This window comes from Paenibacillus sp. 7516, assembly GCF_002272715.1.
In the GTDB taxonomy this organism is placed as follows: domain Bacteria; phylum Bacillota; class Bacilli; order Paenibacillales; family Paenibacillaceae; genus Paenibacillus; species Paenibacillus illinoisensis_A.
Map to the genome: position 1 here is coordinate 59,139 of NZ_NPBI01000025.1, position 26,611 is coordinate 85,749.

The following is a 26,611-nucleotide window of genomic DNA, read 5'->3' on the forward strand; positions in this document are numbered from 1 at the left end:
GTGACATGAATGTAATCATATTCGGAACCGGCGGGCATGCCAAAGTTGTATTAGATGTAGCTAGAGCTGCGCAACATGATATTTGCGGTGTGGTCGATGATCGTTGGTCTTTACCATTTTGGCGCGATGTTCCTCATCTGGGCAATCGTTTAGATTTACCAAACATCGTTGCTAAGCATTCGAATGCAGCTTGGATCGTGGCCATCGGTGATGCTGGGATTCGCCGCGAAGTAGCTACCGAATTGGAAAAATTGGGGGCTGTATTCGCTGTGGTTATCCACCCGACAGCTGTTCTAGGTACGGGTGTACAGGTAGGCAGTGGTAGTATCGTGATGGCAGGAACCATCTTGCAAGCGGATGTACATGTTGGCCGACATACTATTATCAACACGGCATCGACGGTCGATCATGATTGCCGAATTGCCGACTATGTACACTTGTCTCCTGGCGTCCGTCTAGCGGGAAATGTTTGTGTAGAAGAGGCCACACACCTTGGAATAGGGGCGTGTTCCATTCCTGGTGTACGAATAGGACGATATAGCACAGTAGGTGCTGGCGCGGTCGTGATCGAAGATATTCCTTCTGATGTGCTTGCAGTAGGATGTCCCGCTAAAATCATAAAACGAAAGGAGAAGAACGATGCGGACTAAGCGTATTTATTTGGCCTCCCCGCATATGGGGGGGGGGGAGCAACGTTACATTCAAGAAGCTTTTGATACGAATTGGATTGCTCCTTTAGGGGCTAATGTCGACGCATTCGAGAAAGTTGTAGCTGATTATGTAGGGGCAGCTGGAGCCGTGGCACTTGATTCTGGTACAGCAGCAATCCATTTGGCTCTTCGTTTGTTGGGTGTAGGGCAGGGGGATGTGGTCTTTTGCTCTTCGCTCACGTTTATTGCAAGTGCTAATCCCATTTTGTATCAAGGAGCAACTCCGGTATTCATTGATTCCGAAACCAATAGTTGGAACATGTCGCCAGTAGCATTAGAACGGGCATTTCGAGACTATGCGAAGAAGGGAAAGTTGCCTAAGGCGGTTATCGTCGTGAACTTGTATGGACAAAGTGCGGATTATGATCCATTGCTCCGACTATGCGAACAATATGAGGTTCCGATTGTCGAGGATGCTGCAGAATCTTTGGGGGCTTCCTACAAAGGGAAAATGAGCGGTACTCTTGGTCGTTTTGGGATTTTTTCTTTCAATGGAAACAAAATCATCACTACATCTGGTGGAGGTATGCTGGTATCCGATGATTTAAAAGCTCTCCAAAAGGCTCGATTCTTGGCAACTCAAGCCAGGGATCAAGCAAAACATTATCAGCATAGTGAGATAGGATACAACTATAGACTGAGCAATGTGCTTGCTGGAATTGGAAGAGGGCAGATGGAAGTACTGGAGGACCGAATTATACGTAAAAGGGAAATCCGTGAAGGTTATCACAAAGAACTAGCAAATATTCCTGGTGTGACTATATTAGATGAACAAACATATGGTAGGTCAACTCACTGGTTGACAACTATGCTTCTTGATTCGAAGCGGACTGGAATAAGACCTACACAAATAATTGAGGTCTTGGAATCAAATAATATTGAATCGCGTCCCGTTTGGAAACCCATGCATTTTCAGCCTATTTTTCAGGAGTATAGCTATTATTCTCATACTGAAGAGGAAGATGTTTCGGCGAAATTTTTTGCTCAAGGGTTATGTCTTCCTTCGGACACAAATATGAGTAGTATCGAAATGGATGAAGTTGTGAATGTATTAAAAAAATTATTATCTGAATAATTGATTAGTTCCAATAAATAAATATTGCCATAAAATACTTTACTGACTTAAAGAAGGCTAAAAATGTAAGGAGTTTGCTAATGATTAATCAAGGAACCATTGTTAATGTCAAAGGAACTGAAAGTTATGGGGTTATTGCTTCCAGAATCAGTAATGATACGTTTGAAGTTTATCCTTTGACTTTTAGCGCCAAAAGTATACATGCTGAGAAGTATTCTGTTGAAATAGATTCGCAGAGTCTTATGAAATCCGCTTATTTAGATATTCGCAGTAAAGAAATAATGAAAGTCGAGAGGATTGTTAGAATTGGTGAAGTCGAACGTTCCCACCTAGAAAAGATAACAAGGCTTGAAATACTGATCAAAGTAGAAAACTATTATGATCTCTTTCATGCTGACAGAGAGGGAAAATTTGACCCTGATACTTCTTCAATTTCTTATGGCGGTCGCGTATATGATGAAAAAGAAATGAGGAGTTTAGTCGACTCTTCACTGGACTTTTGGTTAACTGCTGGCCGGTACAATAAGCAGTTTGAGCAAGAGTATGCTCGGTTTCTGGGAGTGAGGTATGCCCTTCTGACCAACTCTGGCTCTTCTGCTAACCTTTTAGCTTTTTCTGCCCTTACTTCGCCTAAATTAAAAGATCGCCAGATTAAGCCTGGAGATGAGGTAATTACAGTTGCGGCAGGATTCCCAACAACAGTGACACCTATTATTCAGAATGGTGCCATTCCTGTATTTATAGATGTAGATTTGGGGACTTATAACATTTTGGTTAATCAGATTGAGGCTGCTATTACTGCCAAAACCAAAGCAATCATGATAGCTCATACAATGGGAAATCCATTCGAAATTGACCAAGTCATGGAGATTGCTTCTAAGTATAATTTATGGGTTGTTGAAGATAACTGTGATGCCCTTGGATCAACTTTTAAAGGTCAATTAACGGGGACTTTTGGGCATATCGGCACATCTAGTTTTTACCCACCACATCATATGACGATGGGAGAAGGTGGAGCGGTCTATACAAACAATGCACTTTTAAAATCTGTTCTTGAATCGTTTAGAGATTGGGGAAGAGATTGCTGGTGCCCTTCTGGCTGCGATAATACCTGCAATAAACGCTTTGGCTGGGAACTAGGCTCGTTACCGTTTGGATATGATCATAAATACACATATTCACATATTGGTTACAATCTTCGAGTAACTGAGATGCAGGCAGCTATTGGAGTAGAGCAGTTGAAAAAGGTGCCAAGTTTTACTCAAGCTCGTAGATATAATTTCAGTCGTCTTTTAGAGGGGCTTAAGGATTTAGAGGAGTTTTTCATACTTCCAAGAGCTACGAGGAATTCGGACCCCAGCTGGTTTGGATTTATTTTAACCTTACGCGACGGAGTTAAGTTTACAAAAAATGAAGTCGTAGCTTATTTAGAAGCTCATCGTATTCAGACCCGCATGCTATTCGCAGGCAATTTAACTCGTCAGCCTGCATTCCAACATGTCAATTATCGAGTTAGTGGGGATCTAACTAATACAGATAAGATCATGAATGATACATTTCTGGTAGGTGTCTATCCAGGACTTACAGTAGAAAAGGTAGATTACATGATAGAGACCATTCGTAGGTTCGTATTTGAGAAAAAATAGATTCGGAGGATCAGGTATGAAAGTTGTCATTTTAGCGGGGGGGTACGGCACCCGAATTAGCGAAGAATCTCATCTCAAGCCTAAACCCATGGTTGAAATTGGGGGTAAGCCAATTTTATGGCACATTATGAAATTATATTCACACTATGGGTTCAATGATTTTGTTATCTGTTTAGGTTACAAAGGATATGTAATTAAGGAGTATTTTGCTCACTACTTTTTGCATGAATCTGATATCACCTTTGATTTTACTACTAACAAACAAGTAATCCATCATATTCACGCTGAACCATGGAAGGTTACATTGGTTGATACAGGCTTAGGTACGATGACTGGGGGGAGGCTGAAGCGAGTAAGAGAGTATTTAAATAATGAATCTTTTATGCTTACCTATGGTGATGGAGTTTCTGATGTGAATATTAAGGAACTCGTTGAATTTCATCAGAGTCACGGAAAACAAGCCACAGTTACAACGGTTCAACCCAATGGTCGTTTTGGTTCGTTGGAATTAGATGGGGACTCAAATGTGCTTAGTTTCAAGGAAAAACCAAAAGGCGATAATGGATGGATCAATGGGGGGTTCTTTATTTTGAACCCGGCAGTTATGGACTATATTGAAGATGATCAGACGATTTTTGAAGAAGAGCCATTGAGGAATTTAGCTTTAAATAGTCAGCTCCAAGCATTTAAGCACGGTGGTTTCTGGCAGCCTATGGATACTTTAAGAGACAAGAACTACTTAGAAGAGTTGTGGACGAAAGGGAATGCTCCTTGGAGTGAAGGGAAATTGAAGGTGAAAACTAAATGGTGAACAAGGAGTTTTGGAAAGGGAAAAAAGTTTTTTTAACAGGTCATACAGGATTTAAAGGGTCTTGGATAAGCATATGGTTAAGCTCACTGGGAGCAGAAATTACCGGTTTTTCATTATCGCCTATAACGAAACCTAGCTTGTTTGAAATTTGTCAAGTCGAGAATTTAATTTATAAAAGCGTTATTGGGGACATTAGAGATTATCATGCCTTAAGTGAAGCTATGCAGATTTCCGAACCTGAAATTGTTATTCATATGGCGGCCCAACCCTTAGTGCGAGAATCTTATAAATCTCCGGTGGATACCTATATGACGAATGTTATGGGGACAGTCAATGTATTTGAAGCTGTAAGACAGTGTCAATCAGTCAAATGTGTTTTAAATGTAACCACAGACAAGTGTTATGACAACAAGGAATGGGTATGGGGTTACAGAGAAACGGAGCCTCTTGGTGGGTATGATCCTTATTCCAGCAGTAAAGCATGTTCAGAGCTGGTGACATCTGCTTACCGCCATTCTTTTTTTAGTAATGAAAATAGAAAGGTAGCGGTAGCATCAGCACGAGCTGGCAATGTTATAGGTGGTGGAGATTGGGCAGCGGATCGTCTTGTGCCTGATTCTATTAGAGCCTTATTAACAGATGAAATTGTTCAGATTCGAAATCCACATTCAATTAGACCATGGCAACATGTTCTTGAACCTTTGAGTGGCTACCTTATACTACTAGAAAAGTTGTTTGAAGAGGGCTCGAATTATGCAGAAGCGTGGAATTTTGGCCCAGAAGAAACTGATGCAAAATCAGTAGAATGTATCGTTCAAATGATTTGTACTAAATGGAGTGATTCTAACAAAGGATACGAAATTTCTGTTGGTGACCATCCACATGAAGCGACATATCTTAAACTAGATTGTTCTAAATCTAAAAAAGAGTTAGGCTGGCGGCCTAAATGGTGTCTGGAAAAGACGATTGATCAAATTATTACCTTTTCAAAGGCTAGTCCCGACAAAGAAACTCTCCTTGATCTTTGTTTGAGTCAGATTGAAGAGCATCAAGTAACATAGTTTGGGGGGAAGGAATTGAAACTTTCTGATTACGTAGTTCATTTCATAAAAGAGCAAGGCGTTTCTCATGTTTTTGAGTTTATTGGAGGGGCAATAGTTCACCTACTCGATTCAATATCCAAAACTCCTGAGATTGAATGTATTTCAGTGAGACATGAACAAGGGGCAGCATTTGCCGCTGAAGCTTATGCACGTGTGAATGGCAAATTAGGAGTTGCTATGGCAACCAGTGGTCCGGGGTCATTGAACTTGCTTACAGGAATAGGTAGTTGCTACTTTGATTCCGTACCTTGTTTATTTATCACTGGTCAGGTTAACACCTATGAATACAAATTCGATAAACCGGTTCGACAGTTAGGTTTTCAAGAAACTGATATTGTTAGTGTTGTAAAATCCCTCACTAAATATGCTGAGCTAATTACTGATCCGAATATGATCAGATACGAGCTTGAAAAAGCAACTTATTTAGCTCAAAATGGACGCCCTGGACCCGTCTTAATAGATCTCCCGATGAATCTTCAGCGCGCTGATATTGAACCAGAGGAATTGCCAAGTTTTTTTAATAGCGATGAGTATGAACTTCTTAGGCAAGGTGCGGCATCGAAGACTATTGCAGAAGAAAAATTAAATGAAATTATTGATTTGATAAGTTTATCAGAAAGACCCCTCATATTAGCGGGTGGCGGAGTTCGAAGCGGTGGTGCTCAAGGAGAGTTGGGAAAATTTCTGAGTCTCACAGGAATTCCGGTTGTTAGTTCGCTGATGGGACTTGATGTTGTTTCTACGGAATATGATCGTAGCTTTGGTTTGATTGGTTCCTACGGGCACAGATATAGTAACTTAGCCGTGGCCAATTGTGATCTTTTAATTATACTGGGTTCGAGATTGGATAGCAGACAAACAGGTACTCGTCCAGACACATTTGCTAGAGCAGCTACCAAAATACACGTAGATATTGAAGCTTGTGAGCTAAATGCTAAAGTGCATGTGGACATTGCTATTACGGCTTCAATTAAGGTGTTTTTAACTGAGCTGAATACAAAACTAGCTAATCATAGAAAAAAATCTCTAGATTACTGGCTAAGCTTTATTAATGATCAAAAAAACAAATATCCTACATTATCATTTGTTTCTGAGCATGTTGAGGTAGAACCAAATCAATTTATTGAGAAGTTATCTTTAGAGGCAGGCCGAATTAAGACAGTTTGTTTGGATGTTGGACAACATCAAATGTGGGCCTCTCAGTCATTTAAGCTTTCTTTCGGTCAGAGATTGTTGAATTCAGGGGGGATGGGAGCAATGGGATTTGCACTGCCTGCGGCTATCGGAGCTGCCCTATCCTCAGAAAAAGAAGTCCTTGTCATAGCAGGAGACGGAGGCATCCAACTAAATATTCAAGAACTAGATACAATTGTGCGTCTTAATTTACCAGTAAAAATAGTTGTATTCAATAATCAATCACTTGGAATGGTTCGTCAATTCCAAGACTTGTATATGAATGGCCGGAAACAGTCCACGGTGAATCCAAATCCTGATTTTGGTCGCATCTTCCAAGCGTATGATATCCCTAGTTTCTCAATTACATCAATGGACGATATAGATGTAATGAAGAAGTTCTTTGATACCACAGGGCCAGCTTTTTTGGAGGTTTTGTTGTCAAGCAATTCTGAAGTATATCCTAAATTGGTAGTTAACAGGCCATTAGAAGACATGTTTCCATATTTAGATCGACAAGCACTTAAAGAGAGTATGTTGATCGATTTGGTAGATGAGGGTGATTCCTCTAGTTAATTTTAAAAAAAACAAACTACTGCATCTAAGGGATTGTTGAATATGAAGGTTGTAATTACAGGACCTACCGGCTCTATTGGAATGGCCCTAGTTCAATTGTTTTTGGAAAACAATGTGGAAGTACTAGCTATATGTCGTAAAGGATCTACAGGTATTAAATATTTCCCAAAAAGTCATTTAATCAAAATAGTTGAACTTAATTTGGACGAATATGCAACAGCAAATATTCAGGGGAAATATGATGTTTTTTATCATTTTGCGTGGAATGACAGTTTTGGACCTAGACGTAATAACGTTGATACACAGAACAGCAATATTAGTTACACGTTAGACGCAGTGCGTTTAGCTAAAGACCTGGGTTGCCATATGTTTATTGGCGCCGGTTCTCAAGCAGAATACGGAAGGTCATCTTATCCTCTTACTTCCAAAACTGCGACTTTTCCTGAGAATAGTTATGGTATAGCTAAGCTAAGTGCAGGACAATTGAGTAGGATACTTTGTGAACAATTAAAAATTAAGCATGTTTGGACGCGGGTGCTAAGTGTATATGGTCCTTACGATGATAGCCAAACAATGGTTATTGACACGATTAGAAAAATGTTATTAAAAGAAAGTATAGATTTCACTAAAGGCGAGCAAATATGGAATTTTCTTTATAGTAAAGATGCAGCAAAAATTTTTTATGAACTATCCTTAAAGGGATTGAATGGAAAAGTTTACTGTATAGGTAGTAAAGACACCCGTCCTTTAAAAAGTTTTGTCGAGCAAATGAGAGATGAAGTTTCACCTTTACAGCCACTAAAGTTTGGTGGGATTCCATATGCCCCAAACCAAGTGATGCATCTTTCGACCGACATTGCTGAATTGGAACAAGATATTGGTTGTATCGGACTAACAACATTCTCTAATGGGATTCGAGAGACGGTCGATTATGTGAGAAATCAATTGGAAATTTGAGAAATGAGGTTCAATATGAATGATTTCGAGTGGGAGCAGCTTTTGCACTGGGTACAAGAAGGGAATGTAGAACAAGCTGTTTTTAAACTCGATGAAATTTATGAAGATGTTTCAAACAATCCTGACCATCATTCAAATGAAAATAAACATCGTTTTTATAAATTTTTTGGAGAGGTTTTATTCGAATCAGGAGAATATCATCGGGCTATAGCGATGTTTAAGATCGCACAATCATTGGAATTTTCTGAAGAAATAGACTATCTTATTCGACAAGCTTTTATTGAACCCAACATTCCTGAGTATGAAATGAATTACATTGAGAATTTAAAGGTTTTAAAATTACCGGTTTATGGAAAAGAATTCTCTGAGTTGCTCTACTATTTAATTCCTACAGAAGTCGAAAACCAGTATTATTTTTATAACAAAAAGACAAAAGAAATAAATAACGCTTTTACTTTATTTGAGACAAAAGCGTCATGCTATAAAAAAAATGAATTTGACTCATTCTCTTCTTTTTTGTATGTAGAGAAGTTTGAGATCGGTAATTCGTTATCTGCTGTGCCCTCAATCGCCAAAGAGCAGCGTGAGTGTTTCGTTCTAATTGAGGAGGAGGACAAATTCCTCGCAACACTCCAAGGGGGGGGCAATACACAGTTAAAGCATCTTACACTGTTCCTTTCTTATCACTCAATGAAAAGTTTTTTTGAACTCCATACGAACTATATACCAAGAAACATAATAAGTTTCTCAACTGAAATAAAAAAATCTCAAGAGTATATTCAATATATTCATAATCATCGGAGAACATCACTAAGCAAGAATCGTGAGAACGTCTTACTGAGTATTTGTATACCTTCATACAATAGAGGTCATAGAGCGTTAGAAAACGTAATTCATTTGCTGAGTAGTAGTTATGACTATGAGTTAGAGGTGGTAGTTTCTAACAATGGGTCTCAAAATGATACTTCATGTTTCTACAATGAAATAGAGGCCTGTACCGACAGCCGAATAACATATACTGAACTTCATAAAAATGAAGGGTTTTATGGTAATTTGGTGAATGTATGTAAGAAGGCAGCGGGGAAATTTCTTCTTCTCCTAAGCGATGAAGACTCGGTGGATTTGATTACTTTAGAAAAAATAATATCATTCTTACGCTCTGAACCTGATTTGGCTATAGTTAAGTCAAGTACAACTAAACAGAGTAAATTTGAAGAAATTGTAACCTCACCAGGGACAGAGTCAATTTATCAATTTATGCTGACTTCAAATTATATGTCAGGTATTATTTTCAATAAAGAAATACTTGTAGAAAAACAAGTAATCGAAAAGGTTGAAACAATTCATTTATCAGGGAATGAAGCTACTTTGCACTATCCACATATGTGTTGGGAATTGCTGATGTGTGAATATGGAGCAGTGTATTCAACTTCTTTGCAACTCGTTAATGAAGGAATACCTGAGAAAATGGAAGCAGAGAATATCAAGATAATTAACAAACGAGGAGAAGTATCACAGTATGCAACAATCGAAAGTCGTCTGGAGCAACATCGTGGCTTTTTTGAAGTTATAAATTCCATGGAAATCTCTAATGATGAAGAAATTATGGGGAAAATGTATAAAAAACTTTGTGATAAGACTTTCTGGTTGATATACATATCATTAGAGTTTTTTTATAAAAAATTCACTTCACAAGAGGAACTCTTGGAAATTATTGATGAGGTTCACCGATATTGCTCTGATTCACATTATTTAAAACATTTTAGTGAGCACAATGAAGTTATGAGGAGTAATGGAGTCTGGCGAGAAAATCTTAAAAAATATGTATTGCAACTCAGCTGAAGTTAACAATTTGTATTAATTGAATAATGTCTCGACAGTAATTAAATTTAGTTACAAGGTTAAATGTTTCGACATTTTATAACATTTTATACCAATAAAACATTTTCTTTACCAATTGACAATGGATAAGTTTGGATGGTATAGTCTGAATTGTGGGCTAAGGCCTCGGGCAAGAGCCTCACTTCATTTGACGACGAAGGGAATGTTAGTGCATGCAAGGTAAAGTAAAATGGTTCAACGCAGAAAAAGGTTACGGTTTCATCGAGACTGAAGATGGCGGCGACGTATTCGTACACTTCTCCGCAATTCAATCCGAAGGCTTCAAAACTTTGGAAGAAGGTCAATCCGTAGAATTCGACATCGTCGAAGGCGCACGTGGACCTCAAGCCGCTAACGTAATCAAATTATAATCATCCGGACAATCCGACCTACATATATGGTTAGATGGTTTCCAATTGAATTATCGCTAGCAATAGACTCCGGTTTTCCGGGGTCTTTTTTTGTTTTTCTAATAGATTCATTTTAAGATATTACATAATAGATTGAGAAAAGAGGAAAACGGTTAATTACTTCTTCAAGCGCCCTATATCAACATCATGTAAATACAGAATTTCGCCTAAATATGATGAAATACCGCGAAATATGGCGATACGCGTAGGTGGGCGGATGTGGCCTGAATAGATGTCATGATTCGGTCACCGGGAGTTTTTACATGGCGCTTACATTCGTGTTATAATGAAGTGGCAAAGGAAAAGGAGGAGTGCCCTATGAATTTAAGTATTCGAGGTCAACAAATCGAGGTTACCGATGCTTTGAAAGATTATGTCGACAAAAAGTTGAGTAGACTCGAGAAGTATTTCGATGCACCCCTTAACTCTGACGGTGCTGTAACATTGAGCACGACGAGAGGCTTGCATACGGTTGAGGTGACGATTCCTTTGAAAGGCATTGTGCTCCGCGCTGAAGATGAGAGCGACGATATGTACGCTTCCATTGATGCTGTGGTGGACAAGTTGGAACGTCAGATCCGTAAACACAAAACGAAAGTTAACCGGAAGTTCCGCCAGGAAGGCAGCTTGAAAACACTCTTCGTTGAAGATCCGACAGGTACAGTAGCTACTGCTGAACTGGATGTGGATACGGATGATGATGATTTTGAAGTGGTACGGACCAAGCGGTTTATGTTGAAACCGATGGACGTGGAAGAGGCAATCCTCCAGATGAACATGGTCGGCCATAATTTCTTCGTATTCTCCAACATTGAGAATGAAGAGGTCAGCGTTGTGTACAAACGGAACGATGGGAAGTATGGTTTAATCGAGCAAGGTTAATACCTTTGTACGATGACTCTGAATGACCCATTAAAGGTTAAAATGAGTACTTACGAAAAATGGACTACAGGAGGACAATTTAGTATCCTGTATGATTAAATGATCAAACTAACAAGAGCCTCTATCCCATACGGGATGGGGCTCTTTTCTGCATGGACGCAGCCGGGAAAATTTGTGCGAGCAAGTTTATGAAACTATTTCCCATGCAGCTGCGTCTAATAGAGAGTAGGAAGCAGGAGTACTACCCACTAAAAAGATGAACTTTAACGCACTTAATGTGTAAGTAATGGAGTTTTATGATAGACTCAGTAAACTGAGAAAAGGTTCCAATTTTACCATGAACACTTTCTTGGTTTAACCATATGATCTGAAAATGTTGCAGCGAAAAGAAGGGCTTCCGCTAACGGCTATGATTTTTTGCACTTAAACGTGTACTAAGAGGCTTCAGAAGTTCCAAGAAGTATGCCTCGGCGTGTTGCGGCGACCCTTACAAACTGTTACAATTTATGCAAGAGAATCATTGTCCTGATGAGGAATTGTCAACGAATGATCGCTAATCATAATCAATGACAGGCACAGCACCATGAACATGATTCGTAAGGTTTGGATTTGCCCTTATTATGCAAGGAGCGAGTCCGTGAATATCGAATCAGCTTCATGAGTAACCTTGGTCAAGCCTGGAGTTGATTCATCTATATTAATGTTTTATATCGTTTGTCACCCCCGGGCAAGTGGATGCACATATCCATCCGATGGTGTCGCATGGCGGCAGCAGGGGGTCTATTCTGTTTTGCACGAAAGGGGTATACCATGCTAGGACTTGTCAAAAAGATCTTCGGCGACATGAACGAACGTGATGTTAAACGTCTGATGAAGACGGTCGATGTGATCAATAAACTGGAACCACAATTTCAGGCATTGTCTGATGAGCAACTGAAATCCAAAACCGAGGAATTCCGTGCCCGTATCGAAAAAGGGGAAACAACGGACGAGCTTCTGCCGGAAGCATTCGCAACGGTACGTGAAGCATCCCGCCGGGTTCTGGGCAAACGTCATTATGACGTACAGATGCTGGGTGGTATCGCTCTGCATGAGGGCCGCATCTCCGAGATGAAAACGGGTGAAGGTAAAACCCTCGTAGGAACTCTCCCGGTTTACCTGAATGCATTGATGTCCAAAGGGGTACACGTCGTTACCGTCAATGACTATTTGGCACAGCGTGACAGCCAGGAGATGGGACAGATCTACGAATTCCTGGGCATGACGGTAGGGGTTAACCTGAGCGGCATGGACCATGCGCTGAAACAGCATGCATATGCTTGTGATATTACGTACGGAACGAACAATGAATTTGGGTTTGACTATCTGCGTGACAACATGGTGCTCTACAAAGAGCAAATGGTACAACGTCCGCTGTTCTTCTGTATCATTGACGAAGTGGATTCCATCTTGGTCGATGAGGCGCGTACGCCTCTGATCATTTCTGGACAAGCGCAAAAGTCAACGGACTTGTACTATGCAGCAGACCGTTTCGTGAAACGTCTGACCCCGGAAGAAGACTTTACAGTTGATATCAAAGTTAAATCCGTTGCCCTCACTGAAGGTGGGGTAGCTAAGGCGGAGAAAGCATTTGGCATTGAGAACTTGTATGATCACGCCAATGTTACGCTTAACCATCACATCGTACAGGCACTAAAAGCGAATGTAATCATGCGTCGTGACGTCGACTACGTAGTCAGCGAAGAAGAAGTCATGATCGTCGATGAGTTCACAGGCCGTCTGATGGCAGGACGTCGTTACAGCGATGGTTTGCACCAAGCGATTGAAGCGAAGGAAGGCATCGAGGTACAGAATGAGAGTATGACGCTCGCTACAATCACATTCCAGAACTACTTCCGTATGTACCGCAAGCTTGCGGGGATGACGGGTACAGCGAAAACCGAGGAAGAAGAGTTTAAGAAAATCTACGGCCTCGAAGTATTGCAGATTCCTACCAACCGTCCGAACAAACGGAATGACATGGCAGATGTCGTATACAAGAGCATCGATGGCAAGTTCAAAGCTGTAGTGGAAGAAATCGTAGAACGCCACAGCAAAAACCAGCCGGTTCTGGTCGGTACGGTATCGATCGAGAACTCCGAGCGTCTCTCCGACATGCTGAAACGCCGTGGTGTGAAACACCAGGTATTGAATGCCAAGTACCATGCGGAAGAAGCAGAAATTATCTCTGGAGCTGGTCAAGCAGGTGCGGTTACGATCGCAACCAACATGGCTGGCCGGGGTACAGATATTATTTTGGGTGAAGGCGTAGCTGAAGTCGGCGGTCTTCATATTATCGGTACAGAGCGTCACGAATCACGCCGGATCGATAACCAGCTGCGTGGACGTGCGGGACGTCAGGGTGACCCGGGTTCTACACAGTTTTATCTGTCACTTGGTGATGAGCTGATGAGACGCTTCGGTGCAGACAACGTACTGAACATGATGGAGCGTCTTGGCTTTGAAGAGGACCAACCGATTGAGAGCCGCATGATCACTCGTGCAGTTGAGTCCGCACAGAAACGTGTTGAAGGAAACAACTTTGACGTACGTAAAGTCGTTCTTCAATATGATGACGTCATGAACCAACAGCGTGAAATTATTTATAAACAGCGCCGTGAGGTGCTTGAATCCGAAAATATCAAACAGATCGTTATGGATATGATCAAGCCTTCCATTGAACGTATTGTTGAAGCACACTGCAGTGACGACATTCCAGAGAACTGGGAACTGCAGGAAGTTGCGGACTACATGAACAGCAAATTGCTGGATGATGGTGCGATCACCAAGGACGAGCTGTGGGGCAAGGAAGCCGAAGAGATCATCGAGTACCTGTTTGATAAAGTGCAGAAGAAGTATAATGCACGCGAAGAGCGTATCGGTGAAGAAATGGTTCGTGAGTTTGAGAAAGTCGTTGTGCTTCGTGCAGTCGACAGCAAATGGATGGACCACATTGATGCGATGGATCAACTGCGTCAAGGTATCCACCTGCGTGCATACGGCGGTACAGATCCACTGCGTGAGTACCAATTTGAAGGCTTTGAAATGTTCCATCAGATGATTGCTTCAATCCAGGAAGAAGTGGCAACTTATGTGATGAGAGCCCAAATCGAGAGCAATCAGGAGCGTCAAGCGGTAGTGGAAGAGAGCCAGATCTCGACTAGCGGAGAACCTGCTGAGAAGCGTCCGGTAAAAGTCTCCGACCAAATCGGCCGCAACGATCCTTGTCCATGCGGCAGCGGCAAAAAGTATAAACACTGCCACGGCCAAGAATAGTTAAACTATTTTCGTTTACATCCTATAGAATACATGAACGGCTCCTCGCAGCCGGGCATTTCTAATGATCAAATGAAGGATGCATAACCAGTGATTGGTGCATAGTTATAACTATGCAGCCATGATCCAGGTGAAGAGAATTGCCGCTATAATGGTAATCTGGACACCGAGGTGAAGCATCTGACACCTGATCTGGAGAAGTGCCCGGTTTGCGGGGAGCTTATCTTAATGAAAAGAGGAATTGCACATGATTGATCCAAGCGTGAAGCAGGACCTGCGTGAAATAGGCAAGAAACTAACAAACCTTAGGGGGTCTCTTTGACTTAGATCTCAAACAGGAAATGATTGAGAACTTTGAAGAGAAGATGTCGGCTCCCGATTTCTGGGATGATAATGAGAAGGCACAGTCGGTGATCGCTGAGATGAATGCGGTGAAGGGATCGGTTGATCAATATGCCAAACTCCAACAGGACTATGACGATGCCCTGATGATGGTTGAGCTGGCCGATGAAGAAGGCGACGAAGACTTGGCTGCCGAGGTTGCCAGCAGCGTTACGGCCATCGTAGGCAAGTTGGAAGAGTTTGAGCTTCAGCTTCTACTGAATCAACCGTACGATAAAATGAACGCCATTCTTGAGCTTCACCCGGGTGCCGGCGGTACCGAGTCACAGGACTGGGGACAAATGCTGCTCCGGATGTACACTCGCTGGGCTGAGAAACGCGGCTTCAAGGTAGAGGTTCTGGATTATCTGCCAGGCGATGAAGCAGGGATTAAGAGTGTTACGTTATCCATCAAGGGACATAATGCTTACGGTTATCTAAAAGCAGAGAAGGGTGTCCATCGATTGGTGCGGATCTCTCCTTTTGACTCTTCGGGCCGCAGACACACATCCTTCGTATCCTGTGACGTTGTTCCAGAGATCGACGATACGGTGGAAGTGGACATCCGGACAGAGGATCTGAAGATTGATACGTATCGTGCGAGTGGCGCGGGTGGACAGCACATCAATACCACCGACTCTGCCGTGCGGATCACACACATTCCTACCGGAGTGGTGGTAACGTGTCAGAACGAACGTTCACAGATCAAGAACCGTGAGCGCGCGATGACGATGCTTCGTTCCAAATTGTATGAGCGCAAAATTGAAGAGCAAAAACAACAGCTGGATGAAATCCGAGGCGATCAGTCGGATATTTCATGGGGAAGCCAGATTCGCTCCTATGTATTCCATCCCTATAGTATGGTAAAGGATCACCGTACGAGCGTAGAGACAGGAAATACAGGTGCAGTCATGGACGGCGACCTCGATGCATTCATCGACGGTTATTTGCGCAGCCAGATTAAAGTAGAAACCGAGTAATCAAAGTTCCTGTATGGACCGGATACGTGTAGGCGTATGCTGGTGTATACAGGGGCTTTTTTTTGAGCCCAAATCGGGAAGAGAAATCAGCAACTTATCAGTCATATAAAAGGAGAGCACGACACCATGCAAGAGCATCAGCATTTCGTTCCAAACCGCAAAAAGAGGTTAGCCACCCTGATCCCCCTGAACGGACCTTGGAGAAACGTAGTGGATACGGCATCCATTATTTTTGGTTCGTTTCTCATTGCGGTAGCCTTTAACTTATTTTTATTACCTAATCAGATCGCTTCAGGTGGAGTATCCGGGCTGTCTATTCTTGGAAAGGAATGGCTGGGGCTAGAACCCGCATACACGCAGTGGGCCATTAACATTCCACTCCTCATCGCAGGCTTTCTGCTTATTGGTAAACAGTACGGGATCCGTTCGGTGCTCGGCAGTATTGTGCTGCCCCTGTTTGTTTATCTTACGAAAGACTGGGCCATTCCCACGACGAATCCTTTACTCGGCTCTCTGTATGGAGGTATCGGTGTGGGGCTCGGCATCGGCATTGTATACCGGGGAAGAGGTTCAACAGGTGGGATGAGTATCCTCGCCAGAATCGTACAGAAATACAGTGGACTCAGTTACTCTCTTTGCGTCGTGATCATGGATGCTACGGTAATTATTATGGCTGCGTTTGTATTGTCGTTGGAACAGTCACTTTATGCACTGATTGGGCTATACGTTACTGGTAAAGTCATTGATGCCGTGGAGATGGGACTTGGCTACTCGAAGGTTGCATACATTATCTCCAACAAGACGGAGCCGATCACCAAAGTTATCCTTGCCGATCTGGATCGTGGATTAACGAAGCTTGAGGCGAAGGGTGGCTACACGGACGACCAGCGTACCGTATTGATGGTCGTGGTGGGGCAAAATGAGGTGCCAAGACTAAAAGCACTGATCCGGTCCGTGGACCCGGGGGCTTTTGTTATTATCAGTAATGCGCACGAAGTGCTCGGCGAAGGCTTTAAGCGAGACGAGGCATAATCTCAGTTAGTGCCCATTAAAGTTTCGCTATAAAATAAAAAAAGCAGGGATGTCCATTCCAGCCAAAGATGGCGGAGGATGTCCCTGCTTTTTCTTTTTTTAGGTTGTAACTATTTGGAGTAAACCTACATCATAACGGAGAGGACAGAATAAATCTGGAGAAGCGAAGCGCTCGCCTAAAAGCTTTCTAAAAGAAAGCTACATCGGAAGCATAGGCTATCCCCGGATTTTTCCCTTTATATAAGGAATCTAAAAAATCTGGGGATAACAGCGATCGGAATATTATTCTGTCAGCGGAGTTACAAAATTGGAGAAAGTAAGCGGGAGATCGCTTCTTTGAAACGAATCTTCAGACTGCGCTTGTTATACTCCTCCTGCGTTATCTCGCGGGATACCTTAAGATCATGCTCGAAGGTATTGACCAATGCCGTGGCAATGACCTCATCATACATAAAGGCATTCACCTCAAAGTTCAACCGGAAACTGCGGTAATCAATATTGGCGGTACCCACCGATGCGACCATGCTGTCAATAATGAGTGTTTTGGCATGGATGAAGCCGTTATCGTATATAAATACTTTTGCTCCGACTTTTAACAGCTCACCAATGTAAGACAGTGTTGCCCAGTACACGAAGGCGTGATCCGGTTTATTGGGAATCATGATGCGCACATCGATACCTGACAGGCACGCGAGACGTATGGCTTCGAATACACTGGCATCCGGGATGAAGTATGGCGTCTGAATCAGAATGGAATGTTTGGCTCCATTAATCATCTTCAGATAACTGTTCTTGATGTGCTCCGTCTCTGCATCCGGTCCGCTGGAGACAATCTGCATCGCCGTCGTTCCTGTACCCTCAATATGCGGGAAATGCTCAGGAACATAAGGGGTGTCATGCTGCTTGGATGCCTCGTTCCAATCGAGAAGGAAGCGCGTCTGGAGCGCATGAACGGCATTTCCCTGAATCCGCAGATGGGTATCACGCCAATAACCGAATTTGGAATTCAACCCGAGGTACTCATCACCCACATTAAATCCGCCGGTATAACCGAGATTACCATCAATGATGACAATTTTACGGTGGTTGCGGTAGTTCATGCGCAGGTTGATCAGACTGAATTTCGATGGGAAAAAGACTTCCACCAAACCGCCTGCTTCGCGGAGTTCTTTGAAAAAGCGATTCGACACCCGCCGCGATCCAAGCGCGTCGTACAGCAGACGAACCTTGATGCCTTCCCGCGCTTTGCGGATCAGGGCATCCCGAATGCGTTTACCCAACCGGTCGCCCCGGTAAATGTAATATTGAACGTGTACATGATCCTGCGCCGCTTCAATATCATCGAGTAACCGTTGGAATTTGTCCGTTCCATCCGTGATGATCTCTACAGCATTATCTTCCGTAAGGAGAGCGCCGTTCTGTTTCAGATTCATATAGATCATGTCCTGGCTGCTTTCGGTGGCTCTGTTGTTGAATGGCGTCCGATTATCATGCAGCTGTTCGAGCTGTGCGGCGATGCGTTCCTCCAGACCAAGCTTCTTTCTCTCTTTCCATTGGAACAGCCGGTAGCGGGTCAGATTCTGACCTGTTAGTAGATAAAGTACAAACCCAAGCACAGGAATAAAGTTCAATACAAGCAGCCAAGCCCAGGATGCACTGGCATCCTTGCGTTCGAAGAACACGACTGCTGCAGCGAAGATAATATTCAGGCCCAGGAGTACCATAAGTAAAATGGATTCAATATGCACTGTAGTCCCCCATGTCTCGTAATGACCAACGTGAATCCATTCATAAACCCTTCCTCGTGTAGAATTTGTTATGAATAAGACCTTGGTATGTAATGTTTCCTATAAAACGTATTTTAGCAGAAGTATTCGGGTTCGTCCGCAGATATTTGGAAAGATATGTTCGGATTTGATAAGAATCCATGTGAAATTGATGGTAGAGTGTTGTATTTATATAACTAGAGTCGTATAATAATACACAAATATGCATAGAAGCGACGGAATTACCGTGTGAGGGCCGTATGAAGGCGTGAGCATCGTATAAGTATCGCATACAACAGGATTGGGGGAGCGAGAGTGAGTAACAAATTGAGAGTGGCAATTGTCGGTTCCACCGGCTACGGCGGGGTGGAGCTGATTCGTTTTTTTCAGAACCATCCACAGGTTGAAATCACTTCGGTGATCTCTTCATCCAGCAGCGGCGAGTCTATTGCAGACGGATTTCCGCATTTGACGGATGTGATTCGCAGGCCACTGGATGGCGTAGTTCCGGCTGAGATTGCAGAACGTGCAGATCTGGTATTCACAGCTACCCCATCCGGAGTAAGCGCAAAGCTCGTTCCAAGCCTGCTCGAAGCAGGGCTGAAGGTGATCGACTTGTCTGGGGACTTCAGATTGAAGGATGGAGCCGCATATGAACAGTGGTATAAACACCCGGCTCCGCCGAGTGAACTGCTGGAACAGGCTGTATACGGGATGGCCGAAGTGTACGGGGATGAGGTAAAAGGCAAAAACTTTATTTCCAACCCGGGCTGTTATCCTACAGCTACCCTTCTGGGGCTTATTCCTGCAGTGGAAGCAGGATGGATCGATCCATCCACAATTATTATCGACGCCAAATCCGGCGTATCCGGTGCTGGACGGGGAACGAGTCTGACGAACCATTATGCAGAGATGAACGAAAATTTCAAAGCATACAAAATCAACAAACATCAACATATACCTGAGATTGAGCAAGTGCTTGGCAATATTACCGGAAGTCCTGTAACGGTGACTTTTACGACACACCTGGTGCCAATGACACGTGGGATCATGAGTACGATGTACGCCAGCCTGGTGGGAGAACACAGTGATCGAGACCTGGTAGATCTGTACCGTAAGTATTATGAGAATCGACCTTTTGTGAGAGTGCGTGAACCAGGCATCTGGCCTTCGACCAAAGAAGTGCAAGGATCCAACTACTGTGATATCGGATTTGCGGTTGATCCAAGAACCGGACGTTTAACAATCATATCGGTCATCGACAACCTGGTGAAGGGTGCTTCCGGGCAAGCGATTCAAAATATGAACCTGATGATGGGATGGGAGGAAAACCTCGGGCTGAACATGACGCCGGTATATCCGTAAAGAAGGGGATCGGGAGAGCAGGCTGCTGCACTTCCGGAGCCATTCAGGAGATCACCGAATTCAGGATTAGCAGGCGGTCAATCGGCATGCAGCCGAACGCACACGGGGGATAACATATGGGAACAAATGTGAAGCAACAGGCTTACACCGTAGTGGAAAACGGAACGATTGTAACCCCGCGCGGGTTCGCTGCTGGCGGACTTCATTGCGGTTTGAAAAAAACATCACGCAACGATATCGGAGCGATCCGTTGTGAAGTGCCAGCTACGGCAGCGGCCGTTTACACGACAAACGTATTCCAGGCTGCGCCGCTGAAGGTAACCCGCGAGAGCTTGAGCAATGGACGCCTTCAGGCCGTTGTTGTTAACAGTGGTAATGCCAATGCTTGTACTGGGCAGCAGGGTGAAAAGGATGCATATGCGATGCGTTCGGCAGCAGCACGTGAACTTGGTGTAGCTGAAGAGGATGTTGCTGTGGCATCGACTGGTGTGATCGGTGAGTTGTTGAAAATGGACGCAGTACACTCGGGCATCAGCGCATTGCCGGCAAGTTTGGGGCAGGATGCCAATGAAGCGGAGCAATTCTCTCAAGCGATCCTGACGACCGATTTGGTGAAAAAGGAAGCCTGCGTATCTGTTGTTGTAAACGGCAAGAACGTTACGATTGCAGGTGCAGCCAAGGGATCTGGCATGATTCATCCCAACATGGCGACGATGCTCGCATTTATGACGAGTGATGCGGTTATTGGCGCAGAAGCACTGCAAAGTTTGCTGCGTCAGGCGACCAACCATACATTTAACATGATCACCGTGGATGGAGATACGAGCACGAACGACATGCTGGTCGCGATGTCTAGTGGGATGGCGGGGAACGAAGAATTGACCACGGACCATCCGGACTGGGACGCTTTTGCTGCAGGTTTCACTTATGTGTGTGAAGTGCTGGCCAAAGCAATTGCACGTGATGGGGAAGGGGCAACGAAGCTGGTCGAGGTGCAGGTTACGGGTGGAGTGAGTGATGGATCGGCACAGGCGATTGCCAAAACGGTTATCGGCTCCAGCTTGGTGAAATCAGCGATGTTCGGCGCGGACGCAAACTGGGGACGGATTATTGCAGCCGTAGGGCGTGCAGGACAACCGGTGAACCCGGACACCGTGGATATCCGTCTGGGAGATATCTCGGTACTTGAGCAGTCCCGTCCAGTTGTATTCGACGAAGAGGCTGCACTGGCCTACTTGCAAACTGATACGGTTCGCATTGTGGTGGATCTGCACCACGGCGAAGGGAAGGCTACAGCATGGGGCTGTGACCTGACATACGATTACGTACGCATCAACGCGGCATACCGCACTTAATACGCCTTTCATTTTATAAAAAATATAACTACATTTACACGTTAACGGAGAGTGCGGAACCAATCTGTAGAAGCGAAGCGTTCGCCTTTGTCTCCGGGTTTCCCCTATTTAGAGGGATTCCAAAAAACCTGGAGACAACAGCGATCGAAAGATGGTTTAGCACTCGGAGTGGTCAAGTGTAACAATCTATAGTCATTTTAAGAAAATTGAAAGGAGTGCTCCTCATGAATTCAACATTGCAAAATGAGAGTGCCGGAGTGGAAAAGGGTGCAGAGAAACAGACGTTTGTCATGAAATGCGGAGGCAGCACGCTCGCTGCGCTGCCGGAATCCTTTTTTGCGGATTTGCGTGACTTGCAGTCCCAGGGAACTCAGCCCGTCATCGTGCATGGTGGAGGCCCGGCAATATCGGAGAATCTGGCGAAGCTGGGCATTGAAACCGAGTTCGTGAATGGACTCCGCAAAACGACCGAACCCGTGCTGGATGTCGTGGAGATGGTGCTGGCCGGGAGTATCAACAAACAGATCGTACGCCTGATCGAGCGCGTCGGAGGACATGCGCTGGGCTTGTCCGGCGTAGACGGGGGTTTAATCCAAGCCAAACCCGTGGCGAATCATGCAGAGATCGGCTGGGTTGGAGACGTAACAGGCGTTCAAGCAGAAATTATCCAAGGCATTGTGAACATGGGATATATGCCTGTGATTGCACCCGTAGGCGTGGATGCAAACGGACAACGGTATAATATCAATGCTGACACAGCCGCAGGAGCGGTAGCTTCCCACCTCGGTGTAAGCCGGATGATCGTTGTGACAGATGTACCCGGAATTATGAAGAGCGTTAACGGGGAGAAAAAGGTACTGCCATCGGTCTCCGTACAAGAGATCGAGGACATGATTCAAACCGGAGAAATCTACGGCGGTATGATCCCTAAGGTGCGCGCAGCGATTGCATGCATTCATGGCAAAGTACGTGAAGTAATCATCGTGGACGGAAGCGAGCCACAGATCCTGAGCCGCGTGCTTCAGGGGGAAACGATCGGAACCCGAATTATCCGCATGCAATAAGCTGAATTTCAAGCAAACAGATAGATTAATATTCTGTACGGATTATATATAAGTTGAATAGCAACTTTACACAAGAACGTAGAGTGCAGAACCGATCTGGAGAAGCGAAGCGCTCGCGTTTATCCCCGGATGTTAACCTCTAAAAAAGTAGATCAAAAAAATCCGGGGATAACAGCGATCGGAAGATGGTGCTGCAATTGGAGTGGCTCTGTGTAGGTTGGTTTGTCTTATATGGAGTACCGGTATACTTACAAAAAGGAATAGGAGTGTGAAAGGTGATGGCAAAAGGCAATGAACAGCCAGGTTCTGGCACAGCAGTAGCGGGAGCAGCAGCAACAGGTGCAGCGGCACAGACGGAAAGCTCTCTTTTCCAAACGTATGCGCGTTATCCAATCAGTCTGGTCAAGGGTAAAGGCAGCTGGTTATGGGATGATCAGGGCAACCGTTATCTCGACTTCATGTGCGGACTCGCTGTAACGAGCCTTGGCCATGCACCGGAGAAAGTGGGAGCCAAGCTGAAAGCTCAGATTGATGAGCTCTGGCATGTCTCCAACCTGTTCCAGATTCCAGGTCAAGAGAAAGCAGCTGCGTTGCTGACAGCCAATACATGCGCGGATGCGGTGTTCTTCTGCAACAGTGGCGCGGAAGCCAATGAGGCGGCTATTAAGGTAGCCCGTCGCTACCATCAGAAGGTGAAAGGGAACGACCGTTATGAGGTGATTACGTTTGCCCAGTCCTTCCACGGACGGACACTCGCAACACTGACAGCAACAGGGCAGGATAAGGTGAAAGAAGGATTTTTACCATTGCCAGCCGGATTCGTGACCGTTCCTTTGCATGATATTGCAGCTTTGGAAGCGGCGATTGGCCCCAAAACAGCAGCGATTATGCTGGAAATGGTTCAAGCCGAGGGCGGTGTATATCCGGTCGAACCGGAATTCGTCAAGCATGTACGGAAATTGTGTGACGAGCAAGGCCTCTTGCTGATCGTAGACGAAGTACAGACCGGAATGGGACGTACAGGCAAGCTGTTTGCACATGAGCACTATGGCATTGAGCCAGATGTGTTTACGGTAGCCAAAGGGATCGGCAGCGGTTTCCCAGTAGGCGCGATGCTGGGTAAAGGTTTCCTGCGGGATGCGTTTACGCCAGGCAGCCATGCAACGACATTCGGGGGTACGCCACTAGCTTCGTCCGTGGTGATTGCCACGATTGAAACGATGCTGGAAGATCGCTTGCCTGAGCGCGCTGCTGAGATGGGTGACTATCTGATGAGCTCCCTGCGGAATCGTTTGGCAGGCAATTCATTTGTGAAGGAAGTTCGCGGATTGGGGCTTCTGGTCGGGATCGAATGTGCAGAGCCAGTAGGCGACATCGTTCTGGCTGGACAGAAACGTGGTATCTTGTTCGTCAACGCAGGGCCGAATGTCATTCGATTGCTTCCGAATCTGTATGTGAGCAAGGAAGAAATCGATGAAGCAGTATCCCTGGTGGCAACGTTGATTGAAGAGCATGTAGCAGCGAAGAAGGCCTAATCCATTTGACAAAATGAAGAGCATGCTGTACCGGGGCCTTTCATGGCCCTGGCGCAGAACTAGATGATGAATCCCTGTAGCCGCGCGGAGAACCTGCGGAAGAGAGTAAACCATAGCCTGAATGAGCGTCGGCTGCCACGGCTGCGCTCTTCTGCCCGAGCGGGTGCAGGGAACCGGATATAAGGAGGACAACATTCACATGACAGCACAACAAACGGAGAAAATCCAGAAGATTGATCTTAGAGGCCGTGATTTTATTGAGTTTACGGATTACACTGCCGAAGAGATTCGCTACTTGCTGGACTTGGCCATTGAGATCAAAGGCAAGCAAAAAAACGGCGTAGCCTATCAGCCGCTGAAAGGCAAAACGATCGGACTTATTTTTGAAAAATCATCTACGCGCACGCGTGTATCCTTCGAAGTAGGCATGTTCCAGCTGGGTGGACACGCGCTCTTCCTGAGCAAAAACGATATCCAGCTTGGTCGCGGGGAAACAACCCATGATACGGCTAAAGTATTGTCCCGCTACCTGGATGGCATCATGATTCGTACCTTTGGGCACCATAATGTGACTGAATTGGCGGAGCATGCCGATATCCCGGTCATTAATGGTCTGAGCGATGCTGCTCATCCATGCCAAGTACTGGCTGACTTCCAAACCGTGCTGGAGCACAAAGGCAAACTGGCTGGCCTGAAAATGGCTTATGTCGGAGACGGTAATAACATGGCTCACTCTCTCATGCTGGGTGCAGCGAAGATGGGCATGCATGTTGCTGTAGCGACGCCAAAAGGTTATGAGCCGGATAGCGCAGTGGTAGAGCAGGCGCGCAGCATTGCGAAGGAAAGCGGTTCTGAAGTGACTGTTACGTACAGTGCTCAGGAAGCTGTGAAGGATGCCGATATCGTCTATACCGATGTATGGGCAAGCATGGGCTTTGAAGAGGAACAGAAGATTCGTGAGCAGGCTTTTGCTGCGTACCAGGTTGATGAGGAACTGATGAAAGGCGCGAAGCCAGATTACATGTTCCTGCATTGTCTGCCGGCACACCGCGGAGAAGAAGTAAGCGCGGGCGTGATCGATGGACCAAACTCCCTGATCTTTGATCAGGCAGAGAACCGGCTGCATGCACAAAAGGCCTTGATGGCCGCGTTAATGAGCGAATAGCCGCTGTTTGTCTAAATGAGTTGATTTTAGGCGCAGGGTTAGCGATGATAGATAAAAGTTTATAGTAACTGAAATTGGGGAGGACCAACGAACATGGCTAAGGAAAAAATCGTACTCGCCTACTCCGGCGGGTTGGACACATCTGTAATTTTGAAATGGCTGAAAGAAACCTATGATGCAGAAATTATCGCATTTACTGCAGATATCGGACAAAAGGATGAGCTGGACGGCCTGGAAGAAAAAGCACTCGCTACCGGCGCTTCGAAAGTATATATCGACGATCTGCGCGACGAGTTCGCGAAAGATTTCATCTACCCGATGTTCCAAGCGGGTGCTCTGTACGAAGGACAATACCTGCTCGGCACAAGTATCGCTCGTCCGCTAATCGCGAAACGCATGGTGGACATCGCTCGTGCAGAAGGCGCTACTGCGATCGCTCACGGCGCTACGGGCAAAGGAAATGACCAGGTTCGTTTCGAGTTGAATGCAGCTGCGCTGACACCGGACGTTCAAGTCATTGCGCCATGGCGTTTGGAAGAATTCCGCAACCAGTTCCCGGGACGTGCCGAGATGATCGCTTATGCAGAGAAACACGGTATTCCGGTAACGGCATCCGCAGCTAAGCCTTACTCTACAGACCGTAACCTGCTGCATATCAGCTATGAGAGCGGTGTGCTTGAAGATCCTTGGTTTGACCCAAGCACGGACGAGAACAAAGACATGTTCCTGCTCAGCAACGCACCGGAAGATGCACCAGATCAAGCGGAATACGTTGAACTGGAATTCGAACAAGGCAACTGCGTAGCCCTGAATGGCGAGCGCCTGAGCCCGCTTCAAGTGATGGAACAATTGAACGAACTGGGCGGCAAGCACGGCATTGGCCGTGTCGACATGGTTGAGAACCGTTTTGTTGGCATGAAGAGCCGCGGCGTATACGAGACACCAGGTGGAACGATCCTGTTTACGGCACATCGTAAAATGGAATCCATCACCATGGACCGTGAAGTCATGAACCTGCGTGATAGCCTGATCACCCGTTACAGCACACTCGTGTACAACGGCTTCTGGTTCGCACCGGAACGTCTGGCACTGCAAGCGCTGGTAAGCGAAAGCCAGAAAAACGTAACAGGTACCGTACGTGTGAAACTGTACAAAGGCAACATCATTGGCGCAGGCGTGAAAAGCCCTGTCAGCCTGTACAACCCGGACATTGCTACGATGGAAGCTGACCCGACACAAGCGTATGATCAAGGAGATGCAACCGGCTTTATCCGCCTGAACGCCCTGCGTCTGAAAGTTAATTCCGGCGTGGAACAAAACAAGAAATAATACTTTAAAATAGCCTCATATCATGACCAATATAACTTTACAGGGCAGGCCGTTCTTGCACATCGGGCAGGGGCGGCTTTGTCCATGAACGAAAGGGGAG

The 26,611-nt window shown here is 45.1% G+C and carries 20 protein-coding genes; 19 read left to right on the plus strand and 1 reads right to left on the minus strand.

Translation table 11 applies throughout. The features are described 5' to 3' along the window. The first annotated feature begins 5 nt into the window (after positions 1-5). The 13 genes from CHI14_RS22200 (at position 6) to CHI14_RS22260 (ending at position 16,932) form a co-directional block, all read left to right on the plus strand. Positions 6-650 carry an acetyltransferase gene (locus CHI14_RS22200; RefSeq protein WP_095291385.1) on the plus strand — a complete coding sequence of 215 codons (645 nt, stop codon included), beginning with the start codon at positions 6-8 and terminating at the stop codon, positions 648-650. Continuing rightward, positions 640-1,785 (plus strand): DegT/DnrJ/EryC1/StrS family aminotransferase, encoded by a 1,146-nt coding sequence (locus tag CHI14_RS22205; protein WP_095291387.1) that lies wholly within the window; start codon positions 640-642, stop codon positions 1,783-1,785. Before CHI14_RS22200 ends, CHI14_RS22205 begins: the two co-directional genes overlap by 11 nt. A gap of 80 nt (positions 1,786-1,865) precedes the next feature. Beyond that, positions 1,866-3,431, plus strand: a complete 1,566-nt coding sequence (rfbH, locus tag CHI14_RS22210; RefSeq protein ID WP_212677018.1) for a lipopolysaccharide biosynthesis protein RfbH — start codon at positions 1,866-1,868, stop codon at positions 3,429-3,431. Positions 3,432-3,447: 16 nt separating this feature from the next. Next, positions 3,448-4,242, plus strand: coding sequence for a glucose-1-phosphate cytidylyltransferase (gene rfbF / locus CHI14_RS22215; RefSeq protein ID WP_095291388.1), 795 nt, complete (start codon positions 3,448-3,450; stop codon positions 4,240-4,242). Next, positions 4,236-5,303, plus strand: a complete 1,068-nt coding sequence (gene rfbG / locus CHI14_RS22220) for a CDP-glucose 4,6-dehydratase (RefSeq protein WP_095291390.1) — start codon at positions 4,236-4,238, stop codon at positions 5,301-5,303. Before rfbF ends, rfbG begins: the two co-directional genes overlap by 7 nt. Before the next feature lie 15 nt (positions 5,304-5,318). Further along, complete coding sequence (locus tag CHI14_RS22225; protein ID WP_095291391.1) at positions 5,319-7,094, plus strand: thiamine pyrophosphate-binding protein; 1,776 nt, start codon at positions 5,319-5,321, stop codon at positions 7,092-7,094. 42 nt (positions 7,095-7,136) lie between these two features. Further along, positions 7,137-8,051, plus strand: a complete 915-nt coding sequence (locus CHI14_RS22230; RefSeq protein WP_095291393.1) for an NAD-dependent epimerase/dehydratase family protein — start codon at positions 7,137-7,139, stop codon at positions 8,049-8,051. Positions 8,052-8,066: 15 nt separating this feature from the next. Next, positions 8,067-9,893, plus strand: coding sequence for a glycosyltransferase (locus CHI14_RS22235; RefSeq protein ID WP_170948232.1), 1,827 nt, complete (start codon positions 8,067-8,069; stop codon positions 9,891-9,893). A 212-nt stretch (positions 9,894-10,105) separates the two neighbouring features. Further along, positions 10,106-10,303: a cold shock domain-containing protein gene (locus CHI14_RS22240; protein WP_024631599.1), complete on the plus strand. Its 198-nt coding sequence runs from the start codon at positions 10,106-10,108 to the stop codon at positions 10,301-10,303. Between the two features lie 357 nt (positions 10,304-10,660). Beyond that, positions 10,661-11,224, plus strand: coding sequence for a ribosome hibernation-promoting factor, HPF/YfiA family (hpf, locus tag CHI14_RS22245; RefSeq protein ID WP_095291396.1), 564 nt, complete (start codon positions 10,661-10,663; stop codon positions 11,222-11,224). A gap of 810 nt (positions 11,225-12,034) precedes the next feature. Further along, entirely contained in the window at positions 12,035-14,539 is a 2,505-nt protein-coding gene (gene secA, locus CHI14_RS22250; protein ID WP_095291398.1) for a preprotein translocase subunit SecA, read from the plus strand. Between the two features lie 247 nt (positions 14,540-14,786). Then, a protein-coding gene (gene prfB, locus CHI14_RS22255; protein WP_127541016.1) for a peptide chain release factor 2 occupies positions 14,787-15,900 on the plus strand; the annotation gives its coding sequence in 2 pieces (ribosomal slippage) (positions 14,787-14,858 and positions 14,860-15,900; 1,113 coding nt in all). A gap of 126 nt (positions 15,901-16,026) precedes the next feature. After that, positions 16,027-16,932 (plus strand): YitT family protein, encoded by a 906-nt coding sequence (locus tag CHI14_RS22260; protein WP_095291401.1) that lies wholly within the window; start codon positions 16,027-16,029, stop codon positions 16,930-16,932. 299 nt (positions 16,933-17,231) lie between these two features. Here the strand turns inward: CHI14_RS22260 and cls are convergent, their stop codons facing one another. Further along, complete coding sequence (gene cls / locus CHI14_RS22265; protein ID WP_095291402.1) at positions 17,232-18,680, minus strand: cardiolipin synthase; 1,449 nt, start codon at positions 18,678-18,680, stop codon at positions 17,232-17,234. 333 nt (positions 18,681-19,013) lie between these two features. Between cls and argC the strand changes: the two genes are divergently transcribed. The 6 genes from argC (at position 19,014) to CHI14_RS22295 (ending at position 26,511) form a co-directional block, all read left to right on the plus strand. Then, on the plus strand, positions 19,014-20,063 hold the full coding sequence (gene argC, locus CHI14_RS22270) for an N-acetyl-gamma-glutamyl-phosphate reductase (protein WP_095291404.1): 1,050 nt from the start codon (positions 19,014-19,016) through the stop codon (positions 20,061-20,063). A 116-nt stretch (positions 20,064-20,179) separates the two neighbouring features. Further along, the gene (gene argJ / locus CHI14_RS22275) at positions 20,180-21,418 is read left to right on the plus strand and encodes a bifunctional glutamate N-acetyltransferase/amino-acid acetyltransferase ArgJ (protein ID WP_095291405.1); all 1,239 of its coding nucleotides are present in this window, start codon (positions 20,180-20,182) and stop codon (positions 21,416-21,418) included. Between the two features lie 224 nt (positions 21,419-21,642). Continuing rightward, entirely contained in the window at positions 21,643-22,482 is an 840-nt protein-coding gene (argB, locus tag CHI14_RS22280; protein WP_095291407.1) for an acetylglutamate kinase, read from the plus strand. 278 nt (positions 22,483-22,760) lie between these two features. Continuing rightward, positions 22,761-24,017: an aspartate aminotransferase family protein gene (locus CHI14_RS22285; RefSeq protein ID WP_095291408.1), complete on the plus strand. Its 1,257-nt coding sequence runs from the start codon at positions 22,761-22,763 to the stop codon at positions 24,015-24,017. Positions 24,018-24,216: 199 nt separating this feature from the next. After that, the gene (gene argF, locus CHI14_RS22290) at positions 24,217-25,182 is read left to right on the plus strand and encodes an ornithine carbamoyltransferase (RefSeq protein WP_095291410.1); all 966 of its coding nucleotides are present in this window, start codon (positions 24,217-24,219) and stop codon (positions 25,180-25,182) included. 93 nt (positions 25,183-25,275) lie between these two features. Continuing rightward, positions 25,276-26,511: an argininosuccinate synthase gene (locus CHI14_RS22295; protein WP_095291411.1), complete on the plus strand. Its 1,236-nt coding sequence runs from the start codon at positions 25,276-25,278 to the stop codon at positions 26,509-26,511. The last annotated feature ends 100 nt before the right edge of the window (positions 26,512-26,611 follow it).